Source organism: Endozoicomonas sp. SESOKO1 (assembly GCF_024606265.1).
Lineage (GTDB): Bacteria > Pseudomonadota > Gammaproteobacteria > Pseudomonadales > Endozoicomonadaceae > Endozoicomonas.
On record NZ_JAHHPP010000230.1, the window covers coordinates 1 to 13830 of the forward strand.

A 13830-nucleotide genomic window follows, 5' to 3' on the forward strand; every position below is an offset into this window, starting at 1 on the left:
CTTAGAGCGGCAAAGGACAAGCGAGATCGGGAGCACGTTTATGAAATATCCGGGCCAGGATAGGCCCTTTCAGGGATAAGCTGAAATTTTTTATATATAAAAATCCAACAAAAACAGTCTTTTTCTGTTTTGTTGCATCAATGAGGATGGTTCCATGGCTGGCCAGGCTTTCAATGTGAAAAGCAGGGGTAAAACGCTTTATGACAAGTTGTGGGATGCCCACCTTGTTCTTCAGCGTGATGATGGTTCCGCGTTGATTTATATCGACCGGCAGCTGCTCCATGAAGTGACATCACCACAGGCTTTTGAAGGCCTTAAGCTGGCCGGTCGTCAGCCATGGCGCCTGGATGCCAACCTCGCTACACCGGATCACAATGTACCCACTACGTTGAATGAGCGTCAGCACGGTATTGAGGGTATTGAAGATCCGGTGTCGAAAATCCAGGTAAAGACACTGGATGACAACTGTAATCATTTTGGCATCACTCAGTTTGATATGCAGGATCAGCGTCAGGGTATTGTCCATGTGGTTGGCCCGGAACAGGGCGCTACCCTGCCGGGTATGACCGTTGTCTGCGGTGACTCGCACACCTCAACACACGGCGCTTTTGGTGCCCTGGCCCATGGTATCGGAACCTCGGAAGTTGAGCATGTACTGGCAACCCAGTGTCTGGTGGCCAAAAAGATGAAGAACATGCTGGTTCGGGTTGATGGTTCTCTGGGAACCGGGGTAACGCCAAAAGATGTCATCCTTGCCATTATTGGCCGTATTGGTACAGCGGGTGGTACCGGTTTTGCCATCGAGTTTGGTGGCGACGTCATTCGCAAGATGACCATGGAAGGGCGAATGACCCTCTGTAATATGGCCATTGAAGCCGGGGCACGGGCTGGAATGGTGGCGGTTGACCAGACCACCATTGATTATGTGCAGGGCAGGCCGTTTGCTCCGGTAGGAGAACAGTGGCAGCAGGCGGTCAAGGTCTGGGAAACCCTTCATTCAGACAGTGATGCCGTCTTTGATGAAGTTGTTGTTCTTAATGGCGATGAGATAAAGCCGCAGGTCAGCTGGGGAACATCACCGGAGATGGTGCTGCCGGTGGATGCCCGGGTGCCCTGCCCGGAGGATGCGCCGGATGAAACCCGTAAGGAAGGCTATGCCCGGGCCCTGGAGTATATGGGGTTAACCGCTGGCCAGAAGATTACTGACATTCCGGTTGATCGGGTGTTTATCGGTTCCTGCACCAACTCGCGAATAGAGGATTTGCGTGAAGCGGCAGCGGTCGTAAAGGGCAAGCGAGTGGCTGACACGGTGAAAGAGGCGCTGGTGGTACCAGGCTCCGGTCTGGTCAAGGCCCAGGCGGAGGCAGAAGGGCTGGATAAGGTGTTTCTGGCCGCTGGCCTTGAGTGGCGTGAGCCGGGGTGTTCCATGTGTCTGGCCATGAATGCCGACAAACTGGGGCAGGGAGAGCACTGTGCATCCACCTCTAACCGGAATTTTGAAGGTCGTCAGGGCTTTGGCGGGCGAACCCATCTGGTCAGTCCGGCCATGGCGGCTGCGGCGGCGATCGTGGGCCATTTTGTCGATGTCCGTCATCAGACATCCGTAGTGTAAGGGGAGAATCATGCAGGCTTTTACCGTTCATCAGGGGCTGGTTGCTCCCCTGGATCGTGCCAACGTTGATACGGATATGATCATTCCCAAGCAGTTTCTCAAGTCCATCAAACGAACCGGCTTTGGTGTCAATCTGTTTGATGAACTGCGCTATCAGGACGAAGGTTATCCGGGGCAGGATTGCGCCAGACGTCCACTGAATCCGGAGTTCGTCCTGAATCAGTCCCGTTATCACGGCGTGTCCATCCTGCTGGCCAGGCAGAATTTTGGCTGTGGTTCCAGCCGGGAACACGCGCCCTGGGCCCTGGATGATTTTGGTTTCCGCTGCGTTATTGCGTCGAGCTTTGCAGATATTTTTTATAACAACTGTTTTAAAAACGGCATTCTTCCGATCACGCTGTCTGACGAGGTGATAGAGCAGCTGTTCAAGGAAGTGGAAGCCAATGAAGGGTACCAGCTGACTGTTGATCTCCAGCGTGAAGTGGTGGTTAAGCCTGATGGCGAAACGTTGCCGTTTAGCATTGATGCGTTTCGTCGTCACTGCCTGATCAACGGTCTGGATGATATTGGCCTGACCTTGCAGGATGCGGACCAGATTCGCAATTTCGAACACCGTTATAAGATAGATAACCCCTGGTTATTCAGTAGTAACAATAATTAAAAGCGGAGCTTTTCATGAGCAAGCAGATTTTATGTCTTCCGGGTGATGGCATTGGCCCTGAGATTATGGCTCAGGCCCTGAAAGTACTGGATGCAGCCAAACAGCGTTTTGGACTCAATATTGAAGTCAGCCATGGTCTGGTGGGCGGTGCGGCCATTGATCACGATGGTGTTCCGCTGAGTGATGAAACCCTGGACATGGCCAGGAACTCCGATGCGATCCTGTTTGGTGCGGTGGGTGGCCCGAAATGGGATCATCTACCCATGGCTGGACGCCCTGAAAAAGGGCTGTTGCAACTTCGCTCTGAACTGGATCTTTTTGCCAACCTTCGTCCGGCCATTCTTTTCCCGCAGCTGGCAGAAACCTCCAGTTTGAAGCCGGAACTGGTGGCTGGCCTGGATATTCTTATTGTCCGGGAGCTGACCGGTGGCATCTATTTTGGTGAGCCTCGTGGCGTCCGTACCCTGGAAAATGGCGAGCGGGAAGGTTTTAACACCTACGTCTACCGGGAGTCTGAAATCCGTCGTATCGCCAAAGTGGCTTTTGAGGCAGCCCGAAAGCGCGGCAGACGGCTCTGCTCAGTGGACAAGTCCAACGTTCTGGAAGTGACCGGTCTCTGGCGAGAAGTGGTGATTGATGAGTCTGCCAGCTACAACGATGTTGAGCTGAGCCACATGTATGTTGATAATGCAGCCATGCAGCTGGTCCGTGCACCGAAACAGTTTGATGTCATGGTGACCGGCAATATGTTCGGTGACATTCTCAGCGACTGTGCGGCGATGTTGACTGGCTCTATTGGTATGTTGCCATCCGCATCCCTGAACGAAAAGAACCAGGGGATGTATGAACCGGTTCATGGCTCGGCACCGGATATTGCCGGGGAGAACAAGGCGAACCCTTTGGCCCAGATTTTGTCGCTGGCGATGTTGCTTCGCTATTCATTGGCTGATGGCTCTTCATTGGCCGAAGCTGCCGCAGCGGATGCCATTGAAAAAGCGGTCAGCGATGTTCTGGATAAAGGCTATCGTACCGGGGATATTGCCTTTGACGGTTGTCAGTTGGCAGGAACCGTTGAAATGGGTGATGCGGTTGTTGAGTGTTTGTTAAATACATAACGTAGATTTGATTGTCGATGGCTTCTGTTCTCTGTTTGAAGCAGAGGCTATTCCTTCGGGGGGAATGCAGTATGAAGAAAGTAGGTTTTGTTGGCTGGCGTGGGATGGTGGGCTCTGTATTAATGGAGCGTATGCAGGAAGAAAACGACTTTGCCCGCCTGCAGAGCAAGGGGATAGAACCGGTATTCTTCACGACCTCGCAATTGGGCCAGCCCGGCCCGGATGTTGGTGTGCCTGTGGGGGAGCTTCAAAATGCCGATGATATCGATACCCTCCGTGAAATGGACGTTATTATTTCCTGTCAGGGTGGTGATTATACGGGCAAAGTCTTCCAGCCATTGCGTGATAGTGGTTGGCAGGGATACTGGATTGATGCTGCCTCCTCCCTGCGGATGAACGACGATGCAGTGGTTATTCTTGATCCCGTAAACCGTAATGTCATTGATCATGCGCTGAATAACGGTGTCAGGAATTTTATTGGTGGTAACTGTACGGTTTCCCTGATGTTGATGGCCATTGGCGGGCTCTTTCAACAGGATGCCGTGGAGTGGGTCAGTGCCATGACTTACCAGGCGGCCAGCGGTGCCGGTGCCAGAAATATGCGTGAGTTGATCAGCCAGATGGGCTCTATCCATGGCAACGTTGCTGCCCAGCTGGCTGACCCTGGCAGTGCCATTCTGGATATTGATCGCAAAACCTCTTCCCTGTTAAGAAGTACTGATCTCCCGCAGAGTGAGTTTGGTGTGCCACTGGCCGGAAGTCTGATTCCTTACATTGATAAAGAGCTGGATAATGGCCAGAGTCGCGAAGAGTGGAAGGCTCAGGCTGAGACCAACAAGATTCTGGGACGCCAGGCTTCACCGGTTCCTGTGGATGGTGTCTGCGTTCGGATTGGAGCGATGCGCTGTCATAGCCAGGCATTGACCATCAAACTGCGTAATGATATTCCCATGGCCGATATTGAAGCGATGATTGCCGGTGCCAATGACTGGGTATCCGTGGTCCCGAACCACCGGGAAGAGACTATGCATCAGTTGACGCCCGCTGCGGTCACTGGGCGCCTGGATATTCCAGTGGGGCGCCTGCGCAAATTGAATATGGGGCCTGACTATCTGACGGCATTTACTGTCGGTGATCAACTGCTGTGGGGAGCGGCAGAGCCACTTCGTCGTATGTTGACCATATTGCTCTAGTGTAAAAAAGCGGCAACACCCATACAGCACACCCCCTCGTACCCACGGGAAACACTCCATGAAGCCGGTGCAGGAGTATTTGCAATGAAGGATCAGATGGAACAACCGCCCCTGGGCATTTCAAACTTTCCAGGGGAACTGCCTGAAACTGCTTGCCTGATATCAATGCCCTGTATAGAGTCGATGGTTTTTCATGATTTATGTGATTTTGGCTGAAACAGCGCCAATGACTCACATATTTTCTGTGGCTTGCGGGGCTCTTTATCCATGAACCGAACATACAATATCGCTATTTACGCTGCCGATACGCTGGCCGGTGAAACTCTGGTTCGGCAACTGGAAGAACCATTGTTTGATGGTAAGCCGCTACCGGTGATGAGCCTTTATCCGCTCGTTGAGTCTCCACAGGCTTCGGGTTCTGTTGAGTTTCATGGAGAAACACTGGAGTATATTCCTGTTGATGAAGCAGATTTTTCCTCTGCTGACTTTCTGGTGATGCCGACCGGGTGTCACCGAAATGCGGAGTTGATGACCCGGGCAGTTGAAAGTGGTTGTGCCATTATTGATGCCTCAACGGGGGCGGCATCCCAGGGCTATACCGTGCCGGTAATGGCTGACTTGAATACGCATTTTATCGAAGAAGCGATGGATAACCGTTACTTTGCAGTACCCGGGTCTGCTGTTGCATGCCTGCTCCCTTTGCTGCAAAAGCTTCACCATCGATACACTCTCAGTCGCATCAATCTGGTGATCATGCAGCCAGTGGCTGCGCTGGGTAAAAAGGGGGTCGATGCCCTGCGTAAGCAAACCATTGAACTGCTTAACGGAAAGCCGGTAGAGCATGGAGATTTTGCTGCTCGTCTGGCTTACAACCTGATTCCTGAGGTTGATGCAGGAGAGGGTGAGAAAATCGCCAATGAAGTGAATGTGCGCAATGAACTTGTGGTAGCCCTGGGAGAGGAGTTGGACATCCGTGTGGCCTGCATCACAGCACCCGTATTTTTTGGTGACAGTTATGTGATTGATCTGGATACTGTCCAGCCAGTTGAAATTCAGGAAATACAGTCTTTACTGTCAGAACTTCCGGAAATATCAGTGGCTGATGGTTCTGATTTACCTACTCTTGAAGACGCTGCGGGAAGCGATCAGTTGCATATTGGCAAAATCCGGCAGCAATCCGATTATACAACAGACTTGAGTTTCTGGATGGTGGCCGATAGCTTCAAGAGAAGTGCTGTTCATGCTGTTGAATTGATTGGGTTATTGATAAAAGACTTTGCTAAGTGATAACTTAGGATAACTGCTTGGTGTTCCTTGCTGCACAGAGAAAAGGGGGGGCTGTTTTCTCAGCAGCTGTAGGCAGAAGGTGCTCAGGCAGTCTATGTATAAAACAAGGATTCACGATGAAACTGCAAAAACTTGTAGTAGTGATGTCAGCGCTGGCAGGGGGGATCGCTTCAATTAATTCCCATGCGCTGGGTCTGGGGGAGGTGAAGCTGTATTCAGCTTTGAATCAGCCCCTGGTGGCTGAAATAGAGTTAATGCAGGTCAATGATCTCACACGCAATGAGATCCTGTCTAACCTGGCCAGCAAATCAGACTTTGAGCGGGCTGGTGTTGAACGTCCTTTCATTTTGAATAATCTTCGGTTTAATGCCGAAGTTGGCCCGGATGGCAAAGGCTTGATCAAGGTGACCAGCGACAGACCTGTTCATGAGCCTTATCTTAATTTCCTGGTTGAGGTGCACTGGCCAAGTGGACGCCTTCTGAAGGAATATACGCTTCTTCTTGATCCTCCAGCCTTTAATGGTCAAGCTTCAGCGCCCGTTGTGAAGCCCTCTTCAGTTCCGTCCCATTATGGAGCTAACCCTGTATTGGACGAGAAGTCCAGGGCAAGTGGTGGCGATATGCCATCACAGGAACCGGTTGAATATCCAGACTCTGTGCGGCAGCAACAGGTTCAGCGGATTTCTTCCAGCCTGAATTACACGTCTTCAGATATGGCCGATAGCCCATCCGGGACTTATCGTGTGAACAGAAATGACAGCCTCTGGGAAATTGCTGAGAGAGTGCGTCCTGATTCCGACGTAACGGTACAGCAAACCATGCTGGCGATTCAGCGTGGAAACCCACAGGCATTTATTGATAACAATATTAATCGCCTCAAGAGCGGACAGGTTCTCCGGATACCGGATCGCAGTGATATAACCCGTTTGACGGTCCGTGAAGCGGTTGCTGACGTCTCCAGGCAGAACCGTGAATGGCGGGGCCGCAGCCAGGTGGCGCAACTGGATGCGACAAGAAGAACTTCATCCGCCTCCGGGGAAACTCAAAAGTCTGTAGATGGCAAGCTGGCCATCGTTTCAGGAGAGGCTGCTTCCGGACGTGGACAGGATCTCGGTGGTGATGCTGATGGTGGTAATGCTGCGCTGCAGACTGAGCTGGCCATGACCCGTGAACAGCTTGATAAGCTGAGCCGTGAGAATGCTGAACTCAAGAGCAGGCTGAAAGATCTTGATGATCAGATTGCTACGCTGAAGCGCCTGGTTGCCATGAAAGATGATCAGATGGCTGCCCTGCAGAATCAATCCCGGTCGGTGCCGCAGGTACCCATGCTGCCTCCGCCTGAGCCAGAGGCCAGGCCCGGTATGATGGATACGCTGTTTGGTAATCCTCTGTTGTTGCTACTTCTGGCCCTGATACCCCTGGGAGGTGCTGGCTTGCTCCTGTATCAGCGTCGCAGGAAACAGCAACAAGCCCTGGATGAAGACGATGATACGGACATTCAACCACTTAATTTGAACAAGGAGGCACCGATTGATGCCTCCCCAAAGCCAATAGCCTCCCCCAGCGCTGAGGATGAGCTTAAATTTGATGAAGCGCTGGCCATCGATGATTCGGTTGTTGATGAAGTAGAAGCGGATGGGGAAACGACTCAGCAGACGGAAGATCCGCTGAGTGAAGCAGACATATATATTGCCTATGGCCGCTTGAATCAGGCTGAGGAAATACTGAGTCAGGCGCTCTTGAACGAGCCGGAAAGAACGGATCTTAAACTGAAGCTTCTTGAGGTTCACTCTGAAAGTGGTGACCTTGATAAGTTTAATCGGGCATTAGAGGATCTGGAAGCAACCGGCGATCATGCTGCAATCCGTGAAGCAGATGTCTTTAAGGCCCGGTTCCCTGACACATTTGAGGGTGTTTCAGCGCCGGACGAGCCAGATGAGATGCCAGACTTTGATCTGGATGATCTTGAACTGGATTCTGATGAGCAAGGGGTAGACTCCCTGGATGATCTGGACTTTGATCTGGATGATTTTGATCTGGATGAAGAGTCTGAGTCTGTTGCACCGACTGAGACCAGTGAGCTTGATGACCTGGATGACCTTGATTTTGGTTCTGAGGCAGACGATGTTCTTGCCCGGGATAGTCAGGCCGCTTTCTCTGATGAGGGTGGTTCCAACCTTGAGGCTTCTCTGGATGATGACCTGGATTTCCTCTCCGAAGGTGATGAGGTAGCCACCAAGCTTGATTTGGCAAGGGCTTATATGGACATGGGTGATATGGAAGGAGCCTCTGCAATCCTTCAGGAAGTTGTTGAGCAGGGCAGTGATGAGCAGAAGCGGGAAGCCATGTTACTTCTGGAGAATGCCGGAACCAATTGATTTTGACCTGCTTGATTTATCTACTGTTGTCCGCTGTTGCCATTGAGCGATTCCGGGTAATGAACCAGATAGTGCAGTCTTAACAGATGCAACTCATCATAAGGAACCTGTTCCTGCATCGCATCAAAGAGAGGCCGTAACCGGTCGGTGCCATGGGTTTTTATCGCTTCCAGAACACGATCCTGCTGTTCAGGCAATATTCGGCACTGTTGGAGAAAAGCATCCGAAACCGGTAGCTGATTGACTTCTGTCTGGTATTTATAGAGATGACTGAGCAGGGTAGACAACTTCAGATTGAACTCATTCTGAAGACGGTTGAGACAGTTATGCTGGCTGAACGACTCCCCAATCTCAACATGTCTGCCCCGGCTTGCTGTCCGATAACGGGGGCGGCTGTCACTGCCAGAAGGTTTTGTAATCTCTTCTATCTGATGTTTTTCGCAAAATGAAATGATTTCATGGAGAAACGCATCGCCATAGTGATCCAGTTTTACCTGGCCAACACCACTGATCTGTAACAGGCTGTCCCTGGATTGTGGAAATCTGGCCGACATCTCAATCAGGGTTTTATCGGAAAAAATGATGTACGGCGGCACGTTTTCCTGATCTGCCAGCACCTTGCGACAGGCCCTGAGAATATCAAACAGCTCGTGGTTATAATCCAGACTGCTCTGTTTCTCGGTTGATGCTTTACTGGCAGGTTCTGCCCGTTGCGTAAGCCTGATCTGGATTTGCTGAGACCCTTTGAGCACGGCACGGGCATTGTCGGTCAGTTTTAAACTGCCGTATTCTGCATCCTGCAGTACCAGATTTTCCTGGATCAATTTCCGAGCCAGCTGCTGCCACTGGGGTTTGGTCAATTCAGTACCAATACCGTAGGTAGTAATCTGGTCATGTTGGCGTTCCAGGATTTTTTTGGATTTTGAACCCCGCAGCACATCGATAATATAGGACACACCAAAAAGCTGTCCTGTCCGATAGATGCAGGACAGCAGTTTCTGGGCGGGTACAGTTACATCGGTCAACGGTTGTTTTTCGGATAAGCAGTTGTCGCAGAGCTGGCAGTTTTCCTGGCTATAGGCTTCACCGAAATAGTGAAGCAGCGGTGCTCTGCGGCACTCCTCGGATTCTGCATAACCTATCAGGGCGTTCAGGTGTTGATTGGCGATGCGCTGTTCCGAATCGGGTTTCTGGTTGATAAAGAACTTGACCTTCTGAATATCGCCATAGCTGAACAGGAAATGGCAGTTGGCAGGCAGGCCGTCCCGCCCAGCACGGCCGATTTGCTGATAGTAGCTTTCAATATTCTGCGGCATATCATAGTGGAGGACAAAACGAACGTTGGATTTATTGATGCCCATGCCAAACGCCACAGTGGCCACCATGATCTGAATATCATCCCGGATAAAAGCGGACTGGTTGGCCTTCCTTACTTCACTGGCAAGCCCGGCATGATAGGGCGCTACGGAACAACCGTTATCCGCCAGAATCTGGGTCAGTTCATCCACCTGTTTCCTGGAATTGCAGTAGATAATGCCGGACTGGTTCTGGTATTTCTCAATCAGTTGCAGGGTCTGGTCAACAGGCTTCTTTTTCTCGATCACTTCCAGAAACAGGTTGGTCCGGTTAAAGCTGGCGATAAACTCATTGCTGTCGGACATCTGCAGGCTGGTTTTTATATCCTGCTGTACCCTTGGTGTGGCGGTGGCTGTCAGTGCCACACAAACGGCATTTGGAAAGTGTCGGCGTACCTCTGCCAGTTGCCGGTATTCCGGGCGGAAATCATGGCCCCATTCAGAGATGCAATGGGCTTCATCAATGGTCAGGCAATCAATGTTGACGGTGTTGAGCAGATGTTGGGTACGTTCCAGCATCAGGGTTTCCGGCGCCATATACAGCAGCTTGATATTACCATTTTGCACCTGGCCCAGAGTGTTCTGATAATCAGTACTGCTTAGCGTGCTATTTAACAGGGCAGCGGGAATGCCCAGGGATGTCAGTTGATGAACCTGGTCTTCCATCAGGGAGATCAGCGGCGAGATCACCAGGGTCAGCCCCGGAAAGATCAGGGCTGGGATCTGGTAACAGATGGACTTCCCACCACCGGTGGGCATGATGGCCAGCGTATCGTTGCGAGCCAGTATGTTGCCAATAATGGCGCTCTGGTGTGAGCGAAATGCATCGTATCCAAAGACGGAATTGAGTATTTCCAGTGCTGGTCCGGACATAGTTATGTTCTGTGTTTACTCTCTGAGTTGGGAAGGCTGCTTACGCCATTTATAAAAGATAACGCATTATAGCAGCAGGGCATTCCGGGTGGCGGTTCGGAAACTGGCTATTTTACCAATGGAAGCGTCTATACCTGTAAAAGCGTCGATGCTGTCTTCAATTGATCAAATAACTATCTGAATTCAGGCTGTTTCAGGTCAAAAATCCCAATGTTTGCCTTTTTTACCTCTTATGTTTTTTTGATTATGAACGGTATACCGCATATTTCCCGACTTTGTTTTTCTTTTTAAGATTGTCATACTTGACCGTTGTTTTTTTTATGGTTCTGAGACCCTGTTTTACTGCTTATTGTGTAACAAATACGCAGCAAATGTCAGTGAGTTTCTGGGTTTTTACAGGGCATTTCAGTGAGCCTCAGTGGTTAAGGATAAATGAATCAACCTGTTGTTAATAAAGAGAATGCCAGTAAATCCTTAGATCGTCGGTTTTCCGTTGCACCAATGATGGATTGGACTGACAGGCACTGTCGCTACTTTCATCGGGTTTTGTCTGAGCGGGCACTGCTGTACACAGAGATGGTCACCACCGGTGCACTGGTATTCGGCGATAAAGACCGGTTTTTACAGCACGATGCTTTTGAATACCCATTGGCCATTCAGCTTGGTGGGCATGATGCCAGCGACCTTGCCTTTTGCGCGGGGCTGGCGGAAGAGCGGGGTTATCAGGAAGTGAACCTGAATGTGGGCTGTCCCAGTGATCGCGTTCAAAATGGTCGTATCGGTGCCTGTCTGATGGCAGAGCCACAAACCGTAGCGAATGCGGTAAAGGCCATGAAAGAGCGTGTGTCGATTCCGGTCACGGTTAAGCATCGTATTGGCATTAATGGTCGCGAGTCCTGGCAGGAGTTACTGGATTTTGTCGGTACCGTCGCAGAGGCGGGATGCGATACCTTTATCGTTCATGCCCGTATTGCGGTTCTGGAAGGGCTTTCCCCCAAAGAGAACCGGGATATTCCGCCATTGAAGCCAGATTGGGTGTATGAACTCAAAACTCAGTTTCCCGGGCTGAATATTGCCATTAATGGCGGTATCAAGACCTTTGAGGAAATAGATCATCACCTGCAGTACGTTGATGGTGTGATGCTGGGTCGTGAAGCCTACCAGAATCCGTATCTGCTGTCAGAGGTGGATGGTCGGCTCTATGGTTGTCAGCAGCCGGTGAAGAGCCGCGCTGAAGTGATCGGAAAAATGCTTCCCTACATTGAGTCAGAGCTTTCACAGGGAACATGGCTCAGCCACATTACCCGCCATATGCTGGGCCTTTATCACGGTGTACCTGGCGGTCGTCGTTTTCGCAGGCATATCAGTGAACATGCCCATAAAGCCGGTGCCGGGATTGATGTGCTGCTTGATGCTGTCAAGCTTGTGGAAAGTGTGTAGTACCTGAAAACAACCGTCAGGCAGTCACCTCTGGCTGCCTGCAGCGCTCCAGTTGTTTTACCAGGTCACTGAAGGCCTTCTGATTGTTTTCATTCAGGCTCATAAGCGTCCTGTGGGCGTCCAGTACCCGGGCATGAATGGATTCCTCACTGCAGTCCTCGCATTCAATGTCCTGGTATTCGCAGGTCTGACTGGTAACATCTTCAACAATGATAAAGATTCGCTCAAAACCCATGCTCATGAGGACTCTTGTTATATCAGGGCGGGGGGATATCAGCACAGGCCGCTGGGCTATCTGCTTTCTGGCCATAATGGATAATTTTGCCAATAGCCCAAGAGAGGTACTGTCGATGGTTTCCGCCTCTGAAAGATCAACAATAACAGAACGGAATCCCGGCTCTTCGAACATGGCCTGAAGAACATTCTCCAGACTGGCGCAAAGGGTAAGTCGAACTTCTCCGACCAGTTTCAGTACATAGGTACCTTCACTTTCGGCAAACTGAATTTTTCCAGGTGTCATCATCAGTATCGAGCCAGTATTAACATTGCAATGTCATCAGGTGCTTCCTGAATATCATTGAGCCCCAGCCTTTCTGTCAATGTTGCTATGGTGTCGGCACCCTCTCCGATCACCGATAATAAATAATCTTCTTTCTCTTTAAGGCTATTCTGGGGCAAAACCTCAAGAATACCGTCAGATAGGATAGTTAAGCTGAATTGCCGGGGCAAGTCTACAGTGACATCCTCATAGACGGCATCTTCAAACAGTCCCACCGGTAAGCCTTTTCCTTCGAGAAATTGAACCTTTTTGCCTTTCTCTGCGATCACGGGTAATGGGAAATGTCCGCCAAACGAGTAGGTAAGCGTCTGGTCACGGGTATTGACTATGCCACCAAAAACGGTGACATGTTTTCCCAGCCCGGTTTTCAGCAGGCTCTGGTTAATGTAACTGAGGACATATGAAGGTTTGACCCTGATTTTACCGCCATTGCGATTATTGTTGTGATAGTCCTGAAGCAGGCTGATCGACATATGCTTCAGAAGCACCGTAACAAAGGCAGATGATGCGCCATGTCCGGAAACATCGGCCAGATAAAATGCAAAACTGTGGTTGTTAAGCGTGAAATAGTCGACAAAATCCCCGCTCAGGTAGAGAGAGGGGATGATGTTGTGGTCAACTTTGAAATCCTTGAATTCAAGCGGGTGTCTGGGCAGCATATTCATCTGAACCTGACGGCCGGCTTTCTGGTCTTCCTGGAGCAATGTCAGGCTGCTTTTTAACGAGTTGATGGCTTCTTCGAGGCTTGCCCGGTAGCGTTTGTTTTCCATCAGTAACTGGGCTTTTTCAAGCGCCCGGTTGATGGCGTACTCTAATACCTCAAGATCGACTATCGGCTTAATCAGGAAATCACTGGCGCCGAGGTGAAGGGCTTCAACAACGTCGGTCATGACGCCAGCACCGGAGACAACAATAAAGGGTATGTCACTGGCTTCACTGCGCACCTGGCTCAGCATGGTGAGTCCATCCATAACCGGCATGCGAAGATCACACAGAATCAGGTCTGGTTTGCACTCGCGGAAAATATGCAAACCCTGCTGTCCATTCCCGGCTTCCCGGGTTTTGAAACCACTCCCTTTCAGGTAAGCGACAATGCTTTCGCGTACTATTGTGTCATCGTCGATGACCAGAATGGTGCTGCCGGTCATGGATATACCCGCAAAGTAAATAGAATATAAGGACCTGCCAGAACCCGGTACATTCGGATAAAAAGCCACACTAACAGGTAAAGTTAAGGGAAAAATACTCCCAAGCTGCCCTGGCTGCAAGCTATGAGGCTGACCGGGAATAGACTGCCCTACTGGCAACTGCTCCTGCGTTGCTCTAGCTCCTGCATCCATGCAGTCGTGCGGTGGCA

General features: G+C 50.7%; 10 protein-coding genes. 7 read left to right on the forward strand and 3 right to left on the reverse strand.

Annotated elements, in window-relative coordinates:
* The first annotated feature begins 154 nt into the window (after window positions 1-154).
* The 6 genes from leuC (at window position 155) to KDK13_RS10365 (ending at window position 8246) form a co-directional block, all read left to right on the forward strand.
* Window positions 155-1612, forward strand: coding sequence for a 3-isopropylmalate dehydratase large subunit (gene leuC / locus KDK13_RS10340; protein WP_257284900.1), 1458 nt, complete (start codon window positions 155-157; stop codon window positions 1610-1612).
* 10 nt (window positions 1613-1622) lie between these two features.
* The gene (gene leuD / locus KDK13_RS10345) at window positions 1623-2273 is read left to right on the forward strand and encodes a 3-isopropylmalate dehydratase small subunit (RefSeq protein ID WP_257284901.1); all 651 of its coding nucleotides are present in this window, start codon (window positions 1623-1625) and stop codon (window positions 2271-2273) included.
* 14 nt (window positions 2274-2287) lie between these two features.
* Window positions 2288-3388, forward strand: coding sequence for a 3-isopropylmalate dehydrogenase (gene leuB / locus KDK13_RS10350; RefSeq protein WP_257284902.1), 1101 nt, complete (start codon window positions 2288-2290; stop codon window positions 3386-3388).
* 71 nt (window positions 3389-3459) lie between these two features.
* Window positions 3460-4581, forward strand: a complete 1122-nt coding sequence (gene asd / locus KDK13_RS10355) for an aspartate-semialdehyde dehydrogenase (RefSeq protein WP_257284903.1) — start codon at window positions 3460-3462, stop codon at window positions 4579-4581.
* Between the two features lie 267 nt (window positions 4582-4848).
* Window positions 4849-5868 (forward strand): Asd/ArgC dimerization domain-containing protein, encoded by a 1020-nt coding sequence (locus KDK13_RS10360; RefSeq protein ID WP_257284904.1) that lies wholly within the window; start codon window positions 4849-4851, stop codon window positions 5866-5868.
* Between the two features lie 116 nt (window positions 5869-5984).
* Window positions 5985-8246 (forward strand): FimV/HubP family polar landmark protein, encoded by a 2262-nt coding sequence (locus tag KDK13_RS10365; protein WP_257284905.1) that lies wholly within the window; start codon window positions 5985-5987, stop codon window positions 8244-8246.
* 20 nt (window positions 8247-8266) lie between these two features.
* On the opposite strand, the gene recQ is transcribed toward KDK13_RS10365, so the two are convergent.
* Entirely contained in the window at window positions 8267-10474 is a 2208-nt protein-coding gene (recQ, locus tag KDK13_RS10370; protein WP_257284906.1) for a DNA helicase RecQ, read from the reverse strand.
* A gap of 432 nt (window positions 10475-10906) precedes the next feature.
* Between recQ and dusA the strand changes: the two genes are divergently transcribed.
* The gene (dusA, locus tag KDK13_RS10375; RefSeq protein ID WP_257284907.1) at window positions 10907-11914 is read left to right on the forward strand and encodes a tRNA dihydrouridine(20/20a) synthase DusA; all 1008 of its coding nucleotides are present in this window, start codon (window positions 10907-10909) and stop codon (window positions 11912-11914) included.
* A 16-nt stretch (window positions 11915-11930) separates the two neighbouring features.
* Here dusA and KDK13_RS10380 read toward each other — a convergent pair whose 3' ends face one another.
* Both KDK13_RS10380 and KDK13_RS10385 read right to left on the reverse strand, forming a co-directional pair.
* Complete coding sequence (locus KDK13_RS10380) at window positions 11931-12437, reverse strand: STAS domain-containing protein (RefSeq protein ID WP_257284908.1); 507 nt, start codon at window positions 12435-12437, stop codon at window positions 11931-11933.
* The coding region (locus tag KDK13_RS10385) for a SpoIIE family protein phosphatase (RefSeq protein ID WP_257284909.1) at window positions 12437-13830 on the reverse strand (1394 nt) is incomplete at its 5' end. The genes KDK13_RS10385 and KDK13_RS10380, both read right to left, overlap by 1 nt.